Source organism: Kitasatospora sp. NPDC005856 (assembly GCF_040629945.1).
Classification (GTDB): domain Bacteria; phylum Actinomycetota; class Actinomycetes; order Streptomycetales; family Streptomycetaceae; genus Kitasatospora.
In genome coordinates this window covers 1-18,998 of sequence record NZ_JBEXWT010000042.1, presented here as the reverse complement: position 1 = coordinate 18,998, position 18,998 = coordinate 1, and the positions used below count along the sequence as shown (strand labels likewise).

General features: G+C 74.0%; 12 protein-coding genes. 10 read left to right on the top strand and 2 right to left on the bottom strand.

Going from position 1 to position 18,998, the window contains the following annotated elements; translation table 11 throughout:
• Positions 1 to 66 precede the first annotated feature (66 nt).
• Both guaB and ABZ449_RS24120 read left to right on the top strand, forming a co-directional pair.
• Complete coding sequence (gene guaB, locus ABZ449_RS24125) at positions 67 to 1,569, top strand: IMP dehydrogenase (protein ID WP_360349422.1); 1,503 nt, start codon at positions 67 to 69, stop codon at positions 1,567 to 1,569.
• A 221-nt stretch (positions 1,570 to 1,790) separates the two neighbouring features.
• Positions 1,791 to 2,918: a GuaB3 family IMP dehydrogenase-related protein gene (locus ABZ449_RS24120; RefSeq protein ID WP_360349419.1), complete on the top strand. Its 1,128-nt coding sequence runs from the start codon at positions 1,791 to 1,793 to the stop codon at positions 2,916 to 2,918.
• A gap of 108 nt (positions 2,919 to 3,026) precedes the next feature.
• On the opposite strand, the gene ABZ449_RS24115 is transcribed toward ABZ449_RS24120, so the two are convergent.
• A complete protein-coding gene (locus ABZ449_RS24115; RefSeq protein WP_360349416.1) occupies positions 3,027 to 3,596 on the bottom strand; it encodes a hypothetical protein in 570 nt (189 codons plus the stop codon).
• A 253-nt stretch (positions 3,597 to 3,849) separates the two neighbouring features.
• Between ABZ449_RS24115 and ABZ449_RS24110 the strand changes: the two genes are divergently transcribed.
• Positions 3,850 to 5,721 (top strand): protein kinase, encoded by a 1,872-nt coding sequence (locus ABZ449_RS24110; RefSeq protein ID WP_360349414.1) that lies wholly within the window; start codon positions 3,850 to 3,852, stop codon positions 5,719 to 5,721.
• Between the two features lie 10 nt (positions 5,722 to 5,731).
• Here the strand turns inward: ABZ449_RS24110 and ABZ449_RS24105 are convergent, their stop codons facing one another.
• Positions 5,732 to 6,265, bottom strand: coding sequence for an SHOCT domain-containing protein (locus tag ABZ449_RS24105; protein WP_360349411.1), 534 nt, complete (start codon positions 6,263 to 6,265; stop codon positions 5,732 to 5,734).
• Between the two features lie 57 nt (positions 6,266 to 6,322).
• Here ABZ449_RS24105 and ABZ449_RS24100 point away from each other — a divergent pair, with 57 nt between their 5' ends.
• The 7 genes from ABZ449_RS24100 (at position 6,323) to ABZ449_RS24070 (ending at position 18,944) form a co-directional block, all read left to right on the top strand.
• A complete protein-coding gene (locus ABZ449_RS24100) occupies positions 6,323 to 7,423 on the top strand; it encodes a hypothetical protein (protein WP_360349409.1) in 1,101 nt (366 codons plus the stop codon).
• A gap of 161 nt (positions 7,424 to 7,584) precedes the next feature.
• Positions 7,585 to 9,327: a serine/threonine-protein kinase gene (locus tag ABZ449_RS24095; protein WP_360349406.1), complete on the top strand. Its 1,743-nt coding sequence runs from the start codon at positions 7,585 to 7,587 to the stop codon at positions 9,325 to 9,327.
• 96 nt (positions 9,328 to 9,423) lie between these two features.
• Positions 9,424 to 11,055, top strand: coding sequence for a succinic semialdehyde dehydrogenase (locus tag ABZ449_RS24090; RefSeq protein ID WP_360349403.1), 1,632 nt, complete (start codon positions 9,424 to 9,426; stop codon positions 11,053 to 11,055).
• Between the two features lie 105 nt (positions 11,056 to 11,160).
• Complete coding sequence (locus ABZ449_RS24085) at positions 11,161 to 12,966, top strand: GMC family oxidoreductase (RefSeq protein WP_360349400.1); 1,806 nt, start codon at positions 11,161 to 11,163, stop codon at positions 12,964 to 12,966.
• Between the two features lie 219 nt (positions 12,967 to 13,185).
• On the top strand, positions 13,186 to 14,976 hold the full coding sequence (locus tag ABZ449_RS24080; protein WP_360349397.1) for a hypothetical protein: 1,791 nt from the start codon (positions 13,186 to 13,188) through the stop codon (positions 14,974 to 14,976).
• 1,105 nt (positions 14,977 to 16,081) lie between these two features.
• Positions 16,082 to 17,677, top strand: coding sequence for a glutamine-hydrolyzing GMP synthase (guaA, locus tag ABZ449_RS24075; RefSeq protein ID WP_360349394.1), 1,596 nt, complete (start codon positions 16,082 to 16,084; stop codon positions 17,675 to 17,677).
• Positions 17,678 to 17,891: 214 nt separating this feature from the next.
• Positions 17,892 to 18,944 (top strand): Rieske 2Fe-2S domain-containing protein, encoded by a 1,053-nt coding sequence (locus ABZ449_RS24070; RefSeq protein ID WP_360349391.1) that lies wholly within the window; start codon positions 17,892 to 17,894, stop codon positions 18,942 to 18,944.
• Positions 18,945 to 18,998: the final 54 nt, after the last annotated feature.

Below are 18,998 nucleotides of genomic sequence, written 5' to 3'. Positions count from 1 at the left end.
AGCGATGAATGCGCCCCCACCCTCGGGCGTGAGCGGATTAGGCCGGCCACGGAAGGTACCCCCCAAATGTCTTACAACGCCGCAGGCGTACCCGAGAAGTTCGCGATGCTCGGGCTCACGTACGACGACGTGCTGCTGCTGCCCGGGGCCTCCGAGGTGCTGCCGAACCAGGTGGACACCTCCTCGCGGGTCTCCCGGAACGTGCGCGTCAACATCCCGCTGCTGTCCGCGGCGATGGACAAGGTCACCGAGTCGCGCATGGCCATCGCCATGGCCCGCCAGGGCGGCGTCGGCGTGCTGCACCGCAACCTGTCGGTCGAGGACCAGGCCAACCAGGTCGACCTGGTCAAGCGGTCCGAGTCCGGCATGGTCACCGACCCGATCACGGTCGGCCCGGAGACCACCCTGGGCGAGGCCGACGCGCTGTGCGCCAAGTTCCGCATCTCCGGCGTGCCGATCGCCGACGAGGCGGGCAAGCTGCTCGGCATCGTCACCAACCGTGACATGGCCTTCGAGTCGGACCGCAGCCGCCAGGTCCGCGAGATCATGACCCCGATGCCGCTGATCACCGGCAAGGTCGGCATCTCCGGGGTGGACGCGATGGCCCTGCTGCGCCGCCACAAGATCGAGAAGCTGCCGCTGGTCGACGACGAGGGCCGGATCAAGGGCCTGATCACCGTCAAGGACTTCGTCAAGGCCGAGCAGTACCCGAACGCGGCCAAGGACTCCGAGGGCCGGCTGCTGGTCGGCGCCGCCGTCGGCGCCAGCGCCGAGGCGTTCGACCGGGCCCAGGCCCTGGTCGAGGCCGGCGCGGACTTCCTGGTGGTGGACACCTCGCACGGCCACAGCCACAACGCGCTGGCCTGGATCGCGAAGATCAAGTCGGCCGTCAAGATCGACGTGGTCGGCGGCAACGTGGCCACCCGGGACGGCGCCCAGGCGCTGATCGACGCCGGCGTGGACGGCGTCAAGGTCGGCGTCGGCCCCGGCTCCATCTGCACCACCCGCGTGGTCGCCGGCATCGGCGTCCCGCAGATCACCGCCATCTACGAGGCCGCCCAGGCCTGCCAGGCGGCCGGCGTGCCGGTCATCGGCGACGGCGGCCTGCAGTACTCGGGCGACATCGGCAAGGCGCTGGCCGCCGGTGCCGACACCGTGATGCTCGGCTCGCTGCTGGCCGGCTGCGAGGAGTCCCCGGGCGAGCTGCTGTTCATCAACGGCAAGCAGTTCAAGTCCTACCGCGGCATGGGCTCGCTGGGCGCCATGCAGTCCCGCGGGCAGGGCCGCTCGTACTCCAAGGACCGCTACTTCCAGGCCGAGGTGGCCTCGGACGACAAGCTCGTCCCCGAGGGCATCGAGGGCCAGGTGCCGTACCGCGGTCCGCTGTCGGCCGTGCTGCACCAGCTCGTCGGCGGTCTGCGCCAGACCATGGGCTACGTCGGCGCCGCCGGCGTCGCCGAGATGGAGAGCAAGGGCCGGTTCGTCCGGATCACCTCGGCGGGCCTCAAGGAGAGCCACCCGCACGACATCCAGATGACCGTCGAGGCGCCGAACTACTCGACCCGCTGACGCCCGGCCGTTCAGTGACCCGAGGGGCCCGCTGCCGCACCGCGGTGGCGGGCCCCTCGGGCTGTCCGGGGTGCGGAGGGTCCCGGGTGCGCCGGGCGTGGACGGGCGGTCGCGGGCGTCCGCGGCGTGGGCCGTCGGGGCGGGAGCAGCGGCAGTACGGGATACTGGGGTGCGGCCGGGGTGACCCGGCAGGCATGAGCAACACAGCAGAAGGGCTCGAAGTGACTGAGATCGAGATCGGGCGAGGCAAGCGCGGCCGACGGGCGTACGCCTTCGACGACATCGCCGTCGTCCCCAGCCGCCGTACCCGGGACCCGAAGGAGGTCTCGATCGCCTGGCAGATCGACGCCTACCGCTTCGAGCTGCCGTTCCTGGCCGCCCCGATGGACAGCGTGGTCTCGCCGCAGCAGGCCATCCAGATCGGCCGCCTCGGCGGCCTGGGCGTGCTGAACCTCGAAGGTCTGTGGACCCGCTACGAGGACCCGCAGCCGCTGCTGGACGAGATCGCCGCGATCACCGACGAGGCCACCGCGACCCGCCGCCTGCAGGAGATCTACGCCGCGCCGATCCGCGCCGAGCTGATCAAGCAGCGGATCCAGGAGGTCCGCGACTCCGGTGTGGTCACCGCCGCCGCGCTCTCGCCGCAGCGCACCGCCGAGTTCTCCAAGGCCGTGGTCGACGCCGGCGTCGACGTCTTCGTCATCCGCGGCACCACCGTCTCGGCCGAGCACGTCTCCAGCGCCGCCGAGCCGCTCAACCTCAAGCAGTTCATCTACGAGCTGGACGTTCCGGTGATCGTCGGCGGGTGCGCCACGTACACCGCGGCGCTGCACCTGATGCGGACCGGCGCCGCCGGTGTGCTGGTCGGGTTCGGTGGGGGCGCCGCCCACACCACCCGGAACGTCCTGGGCATCCAGGTGCCGATGGCGACCGCCGTGGCCGACGTGGCGGCCGCCCGTCGTGACTACATGGACGAGTCCGGCGGTCGCTACGTGCACGTGATCGCGGACGGGGGCGTCGGCTACAGCGGGGACATCCCGAAGGCGGTCGCCTGCGGCGCGGACGCGGTGATGATCGGCGCTGCGCTGGCTCGGGCCACGGACGCCCCCGGCAAGGGGTTCCACTGGGGGATGGAGGCCGTCCACGAGGAGCTGCCGCGCGGCAAGCGGGTGAACCTCGGCACGGTCGGCACCACCGAGGAGATCCTCACCGGGCCCTCGCACACCCCGGACGGGACCATGAACCTGTTCGGTGCGCTGCGGCGGGCGATGGCCACGACGGGGTACACGGAGCTCAAGGAGTTCCAGCGGGTCGAGGTGACGGTGAATCCGGCGCTCGACCACCGCTGACGGGTGGTGATGGGGGCCCCTGCCGGGAGCGGTGGGGGTCTTCGTCGTTTTCGGGGGGCTTTCGGGAGGGCGGGGTGGGGGAGTCTCCCTCTCGCTGGGGGGCGGGGGTCAGCTTCGGGTGGCGGTGCGGCGGGTGAGGAGGTAGCCGCCGATGAGGGCGATGGCGTAGAAGGCGGCGTCGAGGGGGCGGAGGTCGGTGCGCCAGGTGGTGAGGGTGTCGTGGAGCAGGCCGTCGGGGGTGGGGCCTTCGGGGTGGAGGCGGCGGAGGTGTTCGATCAGTTGGCCGAGGAGGAGGGCGCCGGCTGCGAGGAGGGCGCCGAGTGGGGGGAGCAGGCGGCTCGGGCCGCCGAGGCGGCCGAGGGGGAGGGCGACCAGGCCGGCCGGGGCGATGGCCAGCCAGCCGAGGCTGTCGGCGGCGCGCAGGGGGGCGCTGCCGTAGGCCAGGCCGCCGAGGAGCATGGCGAGCAGGGCCAGGAAGATGGCGAGGGCGGTGCGGCGGGGGTGGCGGGGGGTGCGTCCGGGGGTGGGTTCGGTGGGGGTGAAGCCGGCCACGGGGGCGCCGGGCATGCCGGGGGCGACGTAGCCCTCGGGGGTGGCCGGGGGTGGTGCGACCGAGTAGTGCTGGGCGGTGAGGGGCCGGGTCGATGGGCCGTCAGTGCCCGGTGCGGGTGCGGTCATGGGCGTCGAATCCCCCCGGAAAGACGATGAGCTGCCGAACGGTAGCAGTGACTCGGGCAGATCTTGGCGAGTTTTCGATCACAGATCGAGCACGGAGCGCCGCGCCCGTTCCGGTTCGTACCGGCTTGTGTCGGGGGCCGGGTGGTCGAGGGCCCTCGGGACAGGGGATGATGGAGGCTTGGGCGTCCGGGCCCCAGGTCGGGCCGACGCGCCGTCACCACGACCGCCAGCAGCACATGGGGGAACGTTCCGAATGACCCAGGCGCAGGGTTCCACCGGCCGCCTCCTGGCCGGCCGCTACCGCCTGAACGGCGTGCTCGGGCGCGGTGGCATGGGTACGGTCTGGCGCGCCGAGGACGAGATGCTGGGCCGGACCGTCGCGGTCAAGGAACTGCGGATGAACGCCAGCGTCGAGGAGGAGGAGAAGCACCGGCTGATCACCCGGACGCTGCGCGAGGCGAAGGCGACCGCGCGGATCCGGCACAACTCGGCGGTGACGGTCTTCGACGTGGTCGACGAGGACGACCGGCCGTGGATCGTCATGGAGCTGGTCGAGTCCCGTTCGCTGGCCGACGTGGTGCGGGAGGACGGCCCGTTGGAGCCCGTCCGGGCCGCCGAGATCGCGCTGGACGTGCTGGGCGTGCTCAGCGCGGCGCACGCGCTGGGCATCCTGCACCGGGACGTCAAGCCGTCCAACGTGCTGATCGGCGAGGACGGCCGGGTGGTGCTCACCGACTTCGGGATCGCCAGTGTGGAGGGCGACGCGTCCGTCACCTCGACCGGGATGCTGGTCGGCGCGCCCTCGTACATCTCGCCGGAGCGGGCCCGTGGGCAGAAGCCCGGGCCGCCGGCCGACCTGTGGTCGCTGGGCGGCACCCTGTACGCGATGGTCGAGGGCCGGCCGCCGTACGACCGGGGCTCGGCGCTGGCCACCCTGACGGCGGTGATGACCGAGGACCTGGCCGCGCCGGTGAACGCCGGGCCGCTGCGGCCGGTGATCGAGGGGCTGCTGGCGAAGGACCCGGCCGAGCGGCTGGACGCCTCGCAGACCCGGTCGATGCTCAAGCGGGTGGTCGCGGAGTCGACCGCGCGGGCGGAGTCGACCACCGAGCACGCGGTGCCGGTGGAGAAGGCGGCGCCGGAGCCCGCGAAGGAGGAGACGGAGCGGTCCGAGGAGGGCCGCAGGCCGCCCGTGGGCGGGCTGCTGGGGACGGTCCGGGTCGGTAGCCGGGCCCAGGACGAGGAGCCCGTCGGGAAGCCGTCCGGGGAGCCGGAGCCGGAGCCGGAGTCGGAGTCGGAGCCGATCCGGCCGGTGACCAGTGAGTGGACGATGGGGGCGACGCAGGCGGCCGGGGCCGATCCGCGCACCGGCCGGCGGCGGCTGGCCATCGCCACCGTGGTCGTGGTGCTGCTGCTGATCGCCGGGGTGGTGGCGGTGGTGCGGATGGTCGGCGACGGCGGGGACGCGCAGAGCGCGGGGGCCGGCGCGTCGGTGGCGGCGAGTACGGGGCCGGTGCCGAGCCCGGGTGCGACGGCGCCGCCGGCGTCTGAGCCGGCGCCGCAGCCGACCGGTGCCCCGGCCACCGTGCCGGACGCGCCCGCGCAGTCCGCCGGTGCGCCCGCGGCTCCCGTGCAGCCCCCGGCGCCGGTCCAGACGCCGGCGCAGCCCGTGCCGGGGGCCGTGCCGGCCGGGTACCACGAGTACAAGGACCCGAGCGGCTTCTCGGTCGTGCTGCCGGACGGTCTGCAGCCGACCGGGACGGACGCCAACCGGCGGATCTTCAAGAACGCGGCGGACGGCAGCCAGCTGCGGATCGAGTGGACCACCTCGCCCGGTGCGAGCGCGGTCGCCGACTGGCAGGAATCGGAGCCGAACGTCCGTGGGCAGGTGAGCAACTACCAGCGGCTGAACCTCTCGGCGATCACCTACCGGCAGTGGACCAACGCCGCGGACTGGGAGTGGACCAACGGCACGCCCAGGATGCACTCGCTCAACCGCGGTTTCGTGACCGGGACCCCGGCCAAGTACGGGTACTCGATCTACTGGATCGTCCCGGACGCGGAGTGGGCCGCCCAGGCCCCGGTCCGGGACGTCGTCTTCAACAGTTTCCAGCCGGCGCCGTAAGGTCGGCCCTCTAACCGATCAGGCGTTGCTTGGCGCGGGTGAACTCGTCCTCGGTGAGGGCGCCGGAGGAGCGCAGGGCGGCCAGCCGTTCGAGCTGGCCGATGAGCTGGTCGCCGGTGGCGGCCTCGACCGGGGCGACGGCGGCGACGGCCTTGGGGGCGTTGCGGGCGGCGCGGGCGGCGGTCCGGAGCTGTTCGGCGAAGAACTCGGCCTTGACCACGTCCTCGAAGCGGTGCGAGCCGGTGAGCGCCACCACCAGGAGCACTTCGCCGTTGAGCTTGGTGCGGGTCACGGTGGCGTCGGTGACGGCGGCGAGCGGAACCGGGACCGGCGGCTTCCCGTCCTTCAGGAACAGGAGCCGATGGGTGGTCAGCACGAGCATGCCCTTGCGGAAGTGCTCCGGGTGGCGCCCGGCGGTGGAGGCGACCGGCTTCTCGTCGTCGATGACGGTCGCCGCGAAGGCTCGGAGGGCCTCGGCCTGGTGGGCTTTGCTGCTGTTTCCGGACGCCTCGAGGGCGGTGTCGATCAGATCGGTCCAGTCCATGGGATCGAGCCTAAGGGAGCCGCTCAGTAGGCTGGTCGGCGAGCGAGAGGAACTGGCATGCGAGGCGGCTCCGGGCTGTTGCTGGCGGGGCGGTACCGGCTGACGGACCGTCCCGAACCGTTGCGCGCCCACGCGGTGGACGAGCGGACCGGTGAATCGGTGCTGCTGAGCGCCCTGGAACTGCCGGGGCTGCTGACGGTGGGGCAGGATCCGGAGGACGCCGCCGCGGCGCAGGCGGACCGGTTGGTGCGGCGGGTGGCGGCGGTCGGTTCGGCCGCGCCGGTCGCGCACCCGCGGCTGCTGCGGGGGGTCGGCGCGTTCGTCGACGGCGAGCTGTTGTGGACGGTGGAGGAGCGGCCGGTCGGGTGGACGGCGGCCGAGCTGCTCGTCGACGGGCCGCTGCCGCCGTACCGGGTGGCCGAGTTGGCGGCGGACCTGGCCGGCGCGCTGCGGGCGCTGCACGCGGCCGGGCTGACCCACGGCGCCCTGACCGCGGAGTCCGTGCTGGTCTGCGAGGACGGTGCGGCGATGCTCGGCGGGCTGCTCGCCGGGGTGGCGCAGGAGGCGCTGGCCGAGGAGCTCGGCGGGCCGGGCGGGCGGCGCCGGTACGAGGTGCGGGCGAACCTGGTCGGGCCGGTGGCGGAGCGCTGGCCGCTGGACGGCGGCCCGGCGGGCGACTGCTGGGCGCTCGGGGTGCTGGTGCAGCGGCTGGTCACCGGCCGCTCGCCGTACCCGGAGGGGAGCGTGCCGGAGCTGGTGACGGCCGTGCGGGACGGGCGCCGCGAGCCCGCGGTGGTGTGCGGGCCGCTCGGGCCGCTGGTGGAGCGGCTGTTGCAGTCCGACCCGGGGCGGCGGCCGACGGCGGAGGCGGTGCGCGGGGAGCTGGCGGAGCTGCTGGCGGGGGCGCCGGAGCCGGTGGACGAGGAGCGGGTGGCGGCGGTCGCGGTGCCCGCGCCGCAGGCGCCGCCGGTGTCCCGGGGGCCGCGGTCGCGGAGCGGAAGGAGTGCCCGAAAGGGCGGGAACGGCGGGGACTTCGGGGCAGGAAACGGTGCGAAGCCACCCCGGATACCCCCCTCCCTATTGGGCCCGCTGTTGGTGGGTGGAGTGTTTGTGCTGCTCGCGCTGGGAATTGTCGCGGTGGTGCTGTTCGCGGGCTGACGATCCGCCGGGGTTCCGGTCCTGCGGTCCAGCGGGTGGGCGTGATTACCGGGGGCGGCAGGGTGCGCCTAATGTGTGCGTGGGATTTGTTCGAACAGTGGTCTGCACCAGGCCCTCCGTCGCGGTGACGGCAGGCGGAATGTGTGGGGGAGCGGGCGCAGATGGGCGTGCAGGACCGGCCGGAGGCGGCCGAGGCGGAGCGGTTGCTGGCCGGGCGGTACGAGCTCGGCGAGCGGCTCGGCCGGGGCGGCATGGGCACCGTCTGGCGGGCCTGGGACCGGATGCTCGACCGCGAGGTGGCGGTCAAGGAGCTGACCGTCAACCACCTCCCCGAGGAGGACCTCCAGATCCTGCACGCCCGGATGAAGCGCGAGGCCAGCGCGGCCGCGCGGATCAAGCACCCCGGCGTGATCACCGTGCACGACGTGCTGGAGCAGGACGGCCGGCCGTGGATCGTGATGGAGTTGGTCGACGGCCGTTCGCTGGCCGACGTGATCAGTCAGGACGGCACCCTGCAGCCGCGTGCCGCCGCCGAGGTCGGCAGCCAGGTGCTGGCCGCGCTGCACCGGGGCCACCAGCTGGGTGTGCTGCACCGGGACGTGAAGCCGGCCAACGTGCTGCTGGAGCGCGGCACCGGGCGGGTGGTGCTGCTGGACTTCGGCATCGCGACCTACGAGGGCTCGACGGAGCTGACCCGGCCGGGCGACCTGGTCGGTTCGCCGGACTACCTGGCGCCGGAGCGCGCCCAGGGCGAGCGGCCCGGGCCGGCCTCCGACCTGTGGGGCCTCGGGGCGACGCTGTACGCGGCGGTCGAGGGCCAGTCGCCGTTCCGGCGGGACTCGCCGATCACCACGCTCGCCGCGGTGGTCGACGAGCCGCTGCCGGAGTCGCGGCGGGCCGGCCCCCTGGGACCGGTGCTGGCCGCGCTGATGGCCAAGGACCCGGCCGACCGGCCCACCGCGGACGAGGCGGCCGGGATGCTGGCCGAGGTGCAGGCCGGGCACACGATGGGCCTGAAGTCCGTCGCGGCGGTGCGCACGCCCACCCGGTCGGTGCCGGTGGTGGACCGCAGCGAGGGCCCGGCGCCGGCGGCGGAGCCGGTCGAGGGCTCCGAGGAGCCGACCGAGCCGAAGGCCGCCGCGCCCGTCGCGCCCGTCGCGCCTGCCGGGCCGGACACCGCCGGGGGCGCGCAGATCGCCGCCCAGGCGCAGACCGGGCCCGTCGCGCCGGGGCCGCACTCCGTCGCGCCCGCGCGCGGGCCGGCCAAGCGCCGCAGCCTGCTGAAGATCGTCGGCGTCGCGGTGGCCGTCGGCCTGCTCGCCGCCGCGGGCACCTTCCTGGTCACCCGGCACGTGGTCGGCGGCGACACCCCCAACGACCCGACGCCCACGGCCGCCGAGTCCACCGGGCCCGAGCCCACCAGCGACGCCACCCCCGCGGTGGCACCGCCCAGCGGCTACCACTGGGTCGACGACCCGGCCGGCTTCCGCTTCCCGCTGCCGAACGGCACCCCGTCCTGGCAGCGGATCAGCACCGGGGACAACCAGATCTACTACAGCCCCGACGGCAAGGTGCACTACCTCCAGTTCGCCGTCACCGTCGGCCAGTCGGTCAAGCCGTTGGAGCACATGCGGCAGATGGAGACCAACGTCTCCAAGTCGCTCAAGGACTACAAGCAGCACCGGATGGCCGGCACGGCGGTGAAGGGCCAGGAGGCGGCGGTCTGGGAGTTCAGCTACCTGGCCAAGGAGGGTGGCCGCCGGCGCGCGATCGAGACCGAGTTCATCAGCCCGGACGGCACCAGCTACGCGATCTACTCGTCCAGCCCGGACAGGGGCGGCGAGTGGAACGAGGCCGAGCAGCGCTTCTACGCGGTGCTCAACAGCTTCACCCCGACCCGCTGACCGGCGCCGGGCGGAGCGCCCGCTTTCGCCCGACTGCGGCAGATTCTTGTTACCGACGGGTACCGGACCGGCCGCCGAACGCCTAGGCTGCGCCGTATGTCGGACCTCACAGCAGATGCAGTGGCCACCGAACACCCCGGCGCCGGCAATCCGGCGGCCCCCGGCGGCGCTCGCACCGTCGCCGCGGCCGTCCCGCCGTCCCTGGTCGCCAGGCTGGCTGCCGGCGTCACGGCCACCGGCGAGCCCGACCTGGTGGAGACCGTCGCCCCGCTGACCGGCGAACGGCTGGCCAGCCTGCCGCGGTCCACCCCGGCCGACGTCGAGGTCGCCTTCCAGCTGGCCCGCCGCGCCCAGGGCGCCTGGGCCGCGCTGCCGGTGCGCCGCCGGGCCGCCGTCCTGCTGCGCTTCCACGACCTGCTGCTGAAGCGGCAGGACGAGGTGCTGGACCTCATCCAGGCGGAGACCGGCAAGGCCCGGCCGCACGCCTTCGAGGAGGTGCTGGCCGTCGCCATGGCCGCCCGGCACTACGGGCGGGCCGCGCACGGGTACCTCAAGGACAAGCGGCGCGGCGGCGCGCTGCCGGTGCTCACCCACGCCGTCGAGGCCCGTCGGCCCAAGGGTGTGGTCGGCCACATCTCGCCGTGGAACTACCCGCTGGAGCTGTCCATCGGTGACGCCCTGCCCGCCTTCGTGGCCGGCAACGCGGTGGTCAACAAGCCCGACACCCAGACCGCGCTGACCGCGCTGTGGGCCCGCGAGCTGCTGGTCGAGGCCGGGCTGCCGGCCGACCTGTGGCAGATCGTGATCGGCGACGGCCCGGTGATCGGCCCCGCCGTGGTGGAGCACGCCGACTACGTCTCGTTCACCGGCTCCACCCGGACCGGCCGCGACGTCGCCCAGCGCGCCGCCGCCCGGCTGGTCGGCGCCTCGCTCGAACTCGGTGGCAAGAACGCCATGCTGGTGCTCGCCGACGCCGACCTCGACGCGGCCGCCGCCGGTGCCGTACGGGCCTGCTTCTCCTCCGCCGGCCAGCTGTGCATCTCGATCGAGCGGCTGCTGGTGCACCGCTCGGTGGCCGACGAGTTCCTGGAGCGCTTCGCCGCCCGCACCCGGGCGCTGCGCCTCGGCGGCGGCCTCGCGTACGGCGCGGACATGGGCTCGCTGGTCTCCGTCCGTCAGCTGGAGACCACCACCCGGCACGTCGAGGAGGCCGTCAAGGCGGGCGCCACCGTGGTGGCCGGCGGGCGTGCCCGGCCGGACCTCGGCCCGTTCTTCTTCGAGCCGACCATCCTCGACGGCGTCACCCCGGACATGGCGGTCTGCGCCGAGGAGACCTTCGGCCCGGTCGTCTCCGTCTACCGCTTCGACACCGACGAGGAGGCGGTGGCCGCCGCCAACTCCACGCCGTACGGCCTGAACTCCAGCGTCTGGACCAGGAACCCGCGGCGCGGCCGGACGGTCGCGGCCCGGCTGCGCACCGGCACGGTCAACGTCAACGAGGCGTACGCCGCCGCGTACGGCTCGGTCGCCTCGCCGATGGGCGGCATGGGCGACTCCGGGCTGGGCCGCCGGCACGGCGCCGAGGGCATCCTCCGCTTCACCGAGGCGCAGACCATCGCGACCCAGCGGCTGCTGCCGATCGCGCCCTCGTTCGGCCTGGACGACAAGCAGTTCGCCGCCGTGATGACCGGCGGCCTGCGGGCGCTCAAGGCACTGCGCTTCAAGTAGGCCAGGCGGCGAGAAGCAGGCCGGGCGGCGAGCCGGGCCCCGTACGCGCGGGGCCCGGCTCGCCGCCCGCACAGACAGGTTCACCCGGCGAAGGAGCGGTGGCAGATGGTGCAGTCCGGTGGTGCGGCGGAGTTCGACTACGACGTGGTGGTGGTCGGGTCCGGCTTCGGCGGTTCGGTCGCGGCGCTGCGGCTGACCGAGAAGGGCTACCGGGTCGCCGTCCTGGAGGCCGGTCGGCGCTTCGACCGCGACGAACTGCCCAGGAACTCCTGGGACCTGCCGAACTACCTGTGGGCGCCGCAGCTCGGCCTGTACGGCATCCAGCGCATCCACCTGCTGGCCAATGTGCTGATCCTGGCCGGCGCCGGGGTCGGCGGCGGCTCGCTGAACTACGCCAACACCCTGTACGTGCCGCCGAAGGCCTTCTTCGAGGACCGCCAGTGGCGCCACATCACCGACTGGCAGCAGGAGTTGGCGCCGTTCTACGACCAGGCGCAGCGGATGCTCGGAGTCCGGCTCAACCCGACCCTCACCCCCTCCGACGTCCACCTCAAGGCGGCCGCCGAGCGGATGGGCGTCGCCGACACCTTCCACATGGCGCCGGTCGGGGTCTTCTTCGGCGACGGCGAGGACGCCGGGGGCGCCGCCAAGGCGGCCCCCGGGGACGAGGTGGCCGACCCGTACTTCGGCGGTGCCGGCCCGGCCCGCAAGGCCTGCGTGGAGTGCGGCGAGTGCATGACCGGCTGCCGGCACGGCGCCAAGAACATGCTCACCGAGAACTACCTGTACCTGGCCGAGAAGGGCGGCGCGCAGATCCACCCGCTCACCACGGTGGCCCGGATCAGGGAGATCGGCGGGGCCGAGGGGGAGCGCGGCTTCGCGGTGGACGTGCGCCGCACCGACGCGCGCTCGAAGACCGACCGGGTGAAGGCGGGCGCGCGGACCATCACCGCGGCCCGGGTGGTCGTCGCGGCCGGCACCTACGGCACCCAGACGCTGCTGCACCGGATGCGCGACGGCGGCCACCTGCCCCGGATCTCGCAGCGGCTGGGCGAGCTGACCCGGACCAACTCCGAGGCCCTGGTGGGCGCGCAGACCACCGACCGGCGCTACGGCACCAAGGCGGACTTCACCAAGGGCGTGGCGATCACCTCCTCGATCCACCCGGACGCCAACACCCACATCGAGCCGGTCCGCTACGGCAAGGGCTCCAACGCGATGGGCGCGCTGTCCATCGCCCAGGTCAGGGGCGGCGGAACGATTCCGCGCTGGCTGCGTTACCTGGGCAACTCGGCGCTCCACCCGGTGACCTTCGCCCGCTCGATGAACCAGCGCCGCTGGTCCGAGAAGACGATCATCGGCCTGGTGATGCAGTCGCTCGACAACTCGATCACCGTCTCCCTGAAGAAGGGCCCGCTCGGCAAGGCCCGGCTCACCTCCAGCCAGGGCCACGGCGAACCCAACCCGACCTGGATCCCGGCGGCCGAGCAGGGCGCCCAGGCGCTGGCCGACGAGATCAACGGCTTCCCCGGCAGCACCGTCGGCGAGATCTTCGACATCCCGATGACGGCGCACTTCCTGGGCGGCTGCCCGATCGGTGACGCCCCCGAGACCGGCGTGGTGGACCCGTACCACCGGCTGTACGGCTACCCGGGGATCAGCGTGGTGGACGGTTCGGCCGTCTCCGCCAACCTGGGCGTCAATCCCTCGCTCACCATCACCGCACAGGCCGAGCGCGCGCTGTCGATGTGGCCGAACAAGGGCGAGGCGGACCAGCGCCCGGTCCAGGGCGAGGAGTACCGGCGGGTCGCGGCGGTGGCGCCGGTGCGGCCGGCCGTGCCCGAGGGCGCGTTCGGCGCGCTGCGACTGCCGCTGCTGCCCGTCCCGGAGGTCCCGAAGAAGCGCGACTGAGACCGGTCCGCGGGCCGATCCGCCCGCGCCGGTTCCCGGTTGACATCCGTTCGGGTCCGATGGGATAAACGGGCTCCCTGGGGCGGCCAGGAACTCGTCGAGCGGGGGGAAGCCGGCATGGCCAACTGCACATCGTGCGGGGCGACTTCGGAAGAGGGGACGCCCGCCTGCGGGTCCTGCGGGCGGCCGTTCGCGCCCCCGCCGCCCGCGGTGCCCGCGGTGCCCTCCGCCCCGCCGGCCCTGCCGGCCGCGGCCCCGTCCGTCCCGCAGCCGGAGCACGCCCCGCAGCCGGGGTCCGTCCCGCAGTCGGGGCCCGGGCCGCAGCCGGGGTACGTCCCGCAGCCGGAGTACGGGCCGACGGCCGTGGCCCCGCCCGCCCTGGGCAGCTGGGGCGCCGGGCAGACGTACGACCGGCAGCCCGCCCTCCGGCGCCTGCTGACGGCCGCGGACTGGCGCCCGGCGGTCAAGGTGGCCGTCGCACCGACCCTCGTCCTGATGGCGGTCGCGCTGATCGCGGCGATCCCGAGCGGCTACCAGTACCAGTACCGGTTCGAGGCGCCCGGCTTCGGCGAGCGCTTCGGCGCGATGCTGTCGATGGCCGTGAGCGCGCTCGGCGCGCCGTTCCGGCTCGCCTACCAGAGCTCGGTGAGCCGGGGCCAGGCCGGCTGGAGCGAGAGCGTCCGGATGCTGCCGATGACCGTCACCGTGCTGTGGTGCCTGGCGCTCTGGCTCGGGCTGCGGGCCGGGCTGCGCCGGCGCAAGGCGGTGGAGGGACAGCTGACCCGGGGGCAGGCCGCAGCCGAGGCGATGCGCACCGCGGCGGTCCTCGCCGCGGTGAGCCTGGTGCTCGGCCTGGTCGGCGGTACGGAGTGGAACCCGGACGGCCGTGGCGTCAAGTCCGACTACTTCGACTCCGGAGCGAAGTCGGAGCTGCTGATCACCGCGGACTCCGGCTGGCTGGAGGCGGTCGCCTGGACCGTCGTGCCGGCCGCCCTGCTGACCTTCCTCGTCTACGGCACCGACGCGCTGCGCTGGGCCGCCTGGCGCAGCCGCTCGGTGCGCGGCTGGGCGGTGGCCGCGCTGACCGCCGGCCAGGCGCTCGCGGTCGCGGTGGGGCTCTCCTCGGTGGTGGCCTTCCTGCTGGTCGCGCTGAACAGCGACGACGGGACGTTGACCGGGGTTTCGCTGGCCTTCCTGCCCAACCTCGGCCTCGGCCTGCTCGGCTTCGGCTCGGGGGCGGGCTTCCGGGCGCACAGCGGTCTGTCCGGTGAGGGCGGCAGCTCGTGGCGCGACCGCACCACCGACACCGAGTTCTCCTTCTTCGACCTGCGGGACCTGAGCGCCGACTGGCGCTGGGCCGGCCTGATCGCGCTCGTCGCGGCGGGCGTGCTCGGCTGGTGGGCGTACCGGCGGCGCCTGGACACGGCCGACCGGCTGCGCCTGGCGGCCCTGTACGCCGGGGCGCTCACCCTGCTGATGGCGGTCGCCGGGGCGCGGCTGGTGGAGACCACGTCCATGACGGGCTGGAGCGAGGCCGGTCGGATGGAGTTCTCCCAGGAGTCCTCGGTCGGGCTGGTGTTCCTCGGCACGCTGGTGGCCAACGCGGTCTGGGCGCTGGTCGGCGCCCTGCTGGTGCCGCCGCTGCTGGTGGCCGTCCGCGACCGGGGCGCGGGCGCGCCGAGCGGGGCGGTGCCGTACGCCGAGTCCCCGTTCGCCCACGCCCAGGGCGCCGCGCCGCACCCGGGGACGGTGCCGCCGGAGGTGCCGTACGCGACGCCGGCGCACGGCGTTCCGGTGCGGCAGGGCGGTCCGGTGCCGGGGTACGGCGTGCCGGCGCAGGCCGCCGCGCCGCAGGACGCGCCGTTCGCGCCCGGGGACGGGGTGAGCGAGGTGCTCGCCTCGCACGAGGAGTCGCCCGCCCCGGCGGGCGGGGCGCCGGTGCCCGGCGCGGTGTCGCCGCGGCCGGTCGAGGAGCCGGTCGACCCGAGCGTCTGGCGCGAGCACCCCTGAGTCACCCCTGAGCCGACCTCTGAGCCGACCTCTGCGTCTACCTCTGGGTCCACCCCTGGGTCCACCTCTGGGTCCGCCGCGCGGGGCGGACGGGAGAGCGCGAGCGCGACGGCAGGGGGATGGAGACAGAGGGAGAAGGCGAAGGGCAAAAGGGCAAAGGGCCCCGCGGGGGAACGGGGCCCTTTGTCGTTCAGCACTCGGCGTCAGGGCCGCGCCGGTGCTGGGGTGACGGCGCCGGGGGAGGAGCGCCGTCGTGTCGGTTGGCTGGGGGTGCGCCGCGCGGCTCCGGCGTGGGTGGCCGGTCTCGCGGGGCGTGCACCTCCGTGCGGGCGGGTCGGCGCACAGGTCTGCGCCGGTCCCGCGCTCACGGAGCGTGAACTGACGACCGCTGCCGCTCCCTGCGGCGCGGCTGCGGAGAAAGCCGTCGCGGGCCTCCTCGGTGAGCCGTGAGGCGCCGGGAGAACCGCTTACAACGAGCATCGTGCTGGACGAGGGGCTCGCTCTGCAACCGGTTCGGCACAGTTCGGCACAGACCATTTCCCGCCGGGGCCGCCATCGATGATCACGGTGCGTAGTGGTTCGGGTGGTTGCGGCGCAAAGGGACGCGCGTAGCGGCACGGGGCGGAAGGGGGAGTGCGCCGGGGGTGCGCACCGGATCGGGCCGGGGGTGCGACGGCCGGTCCCGGGCGTCCCCGGACTCCGGCCGTCCCACCTCGCGGCCCAGTCGCGGCCGGGGTCGCTGTCCCCTGCTGGCCGGCCGCGGCACCCGCGCACGGTCCCACGGAGCCGTGCGCCCGGCGGGCCGGGCGGCGGCACCACGTGCGCCGGTGGACTGGGTGGAGCTCCACGCGTGGTCCTGCTCCCGTACGGCGGTGCCCCCGCGGGGACGGGCGGCGCGTCTGGCGGACGCGGCGCGGCCGTACGTTCGTCAGAAGCAACGAACCTCGGCCCCGTCCGGTCACGGTTCATCGGACGGGCAGACGAGTGAAACCGGACAGCCCGGTAGAATCGGTGTCCAGACACCCCACACCGTCCGCCGCAGCCGCAGCCCCGCCGGGGAGGCGGCCACGCGTGACACCTCGATACCGCTGCCGGAAGGCCGTCTGTGTCCTCTGCAATTCCCGTCCAGTCCGCGCCGGACAACGACCCCGTCCTGGTGGTCGACTTCGGCGCCCAGTACGCCCAGCTCATCGCCCGCCGGGTGCGTGAGGCGCGGGTCTACAGCGAGATCGTGCCGAGCAGCATGCCGGTCGCCGAGATGCTCGCCAAGAACCCCAAGGCGATCATCCTCTCCGGTGGCCCCTCGTCGGTCTACGAAGAGGGCGCGCCGCAGATCGACCGCGCGGTCTTCGAGGCCGGTGTCCCGGTCTTCGGCATGTGCTACGGCTTCCAGCTGATGGCCAAGAGCCTCGGCGGCACCGTCGACAACAACGGCGCCCGCGAGTACGGCCGCACCCCGCTGACCGTCTCCCGCTCCGGCTCCACCCTGTTCGAGGGCGTCCCGGCGCAGCACTCGGTGTGGATGTCGCACGGCGACGCCTGCTCCGCCGCCCCGGAGGGCTTCACCGTCACCGCCTCCACCGACCTGGTCCCGGTCGCGGCCTTCGAGAACGACGAGGCCCGGCTCTACGGCGTCCAGTACCACCCCGAGGTGCTGCACTCCGACCACGGCCAGCAGGTCCTGGAGCACTTCCTCTACCGCGGCGCCGGCATCACCCCGACCTGGACCACCGGCAGCGTGGTCGACGAGCAGATCGCCCTGATCCGCGAGCAGGTCGGCGACAAGCGCGCGATCTGCGGCCTGTCCGGCGGCGTGGACTCCGCGGTCGCGGCCGCCCTGGTGAACAAGGCCATCGGCGACCGCCTGACCTGCGTCTACGTCGACCACGGCCTGATGCGCAAGGGCGAGACCGAGCAGGTCGAGAAGGACTTCGTGGCCGCCACCGGCGTCCAGCTGAAGGTCGTCGACGCCTCCGAGCGCTTCCTGAACGCGCTGAAGGGGGTCACCGACCCCGAGGAGAAGCGCAAGATCATCGGCCGGGAGTTCATCCGGGTCTTCGAGCAGGCCCAGGCCGAGATCGTCGCCGAGGCCGGCGAGCACGGCGAGTCGGTCGACTTCCTGGTCCAGGGCACCCTGTACCCGGACGTGGTGGAGTCCGGTGGCGGCACCGGTACCGCCAACATCAAGTCCCACCACAACGTCGGCGGCCTGCCGGAGGACCTCCAGTTCCAGCTGGTCGAGCCGCTGCGCAAGCTGTTCAAGGACGAGGTCCGAATGGTCGGCCAGGAGCTGGGCCTGCCGGAGGAGATCGTCCAGCGCCAGCCGTTCCCGGGCCCGGGTCTGGGCATCCGGATCGTCGGTGAGGTCACCAAGGAGCGCCTGGACCTGCTCCGCGAGGCCGACGCGATCGCCCGCGAGGAGCTGACCGCGGCCGGTCTGGACCGCGAGATCTGGCAGTGCCCGGTCGTGCTGCTCGCCGACGTCCGCAGCGTGGGCGTGCAGGGCGACGGCCGCACCTACGGCCACCCGATCGTGCTGCGCCCGGTCTCGTCCGAGGACGCCATGACCGCCGACTGGTCGCGCCTGCCGTACGACGTGCTGGCGAAGATCTCCACCCGGATCACCAACGAGGTCCGCGACGTGAACCGCGTCGTCGTCGACGTCACCAGCAAGCCGCCGGGCACCATCGAGTGGGAGTGATCACTCCCGCCGGCCGCCGGGACGCGTCTTCGTCCTGAGGCCGATGCCTGAACGGCCGCGCCGTCGTTCCCGTACTGGAGGGAGCGACGGCGCGGCCGTTTGCGGTGCGGGAGCCGCTCTCCGGGAGGGACCTCCCACCGAAAGCGGCCGGGAGCGGGCAGAATGCGGACCGGACCTGTCAGGGAGTGGCAGGCGGCGAGGGAAGGTGTGAGGGATGTCGGAGGCCAGCAACTCGGTGCCGGCCGGTGGGGGATCGGCCGGCGGGGGAACGGCCGGTCGGGCCGCCAGGGCGGCGCAGCGACGGGCGCTCGCGTCCAAGTACGCGCTGCTGCCCCTGCGGCTCTTCCTCGGCGTCACCTTCGTCTACGCCGCCCTCGACAAGCTCTCCGACGCCCACTTCCTGGCCGGAGCGGGCGACCCGGCGTCCTTCGTCTCGCAGACCCAGGCCGCCAAGGCGGGCGGCAGCCCGATCTCCTTCCTGCTCGGCCCCGCCCTCGACCACCCGACCCTGTTCGCGCTCGCCGTCGCCTTCGGCGAGCTGGCGGTGGGCCTGGGCACCCTGCTCGGCCTCTGGGGCCGGGTCGCCGCGCTCGGCGGCGCGCTGCTCAACCTCAGCCTGTGGCTGACCGTCAGCTGGAGCGTCTCGCCGTACTACCTCGGCAACGACCTGGCCTACCTGATGGCCTGGACCCCGCTGCTGCTGGCCGGTACGCCGTACCTGTCGGTGGACGGCTACCTGGCCCGCCGGGCCGAGCGGGACCGCGCGCGCGGGCTGAACGAGGACCACGTCAAGCGCCGGGCGCTGGTGGACGGCGGGATCGCGGCCGTCGCGATCGGCGGGGCCGGGCTGCTCACCGGCTCGCTGACCCGCACCTTCGGCCGGGACAAGTCGGCCGCGGCCAAGCAGTCGGCCGTGCCCCAGCCGTCGGCGGCTCCGGTCTCCGGTGCCCCGGCGCCGGCCCCCGGGGTGCCCGCCGCGAGCGTGCCGGTCGGCGGCTCGGCCCAGGTCAAGGACCCGGCCACCGGGGACGCCGTCTACATCGTCCAGCCCAAGGCCGGTCAGTACTGCGCCTTCTCCGCGGTGTGCACCCACTCCGGCTGCGCCGTGGACGCGCCGAAGAACGGCCAGCTGTACTGCCCCTGCCACGGCTCCCGGTTCGATGCCGCGACCGGTGCGGTGGTCAACGGGCCGGCGGTCAAGCCGCTGCCCAGGTACGCCGTCAGCAAGGACGGGGACCAGCTGACCCTGGGCCCGCAGCAGAGCTGAGGACCCGGGGCCGGTGCGGGGCGTCGCGGGGCGGCCGGGAAGGCTCCCGGCCGC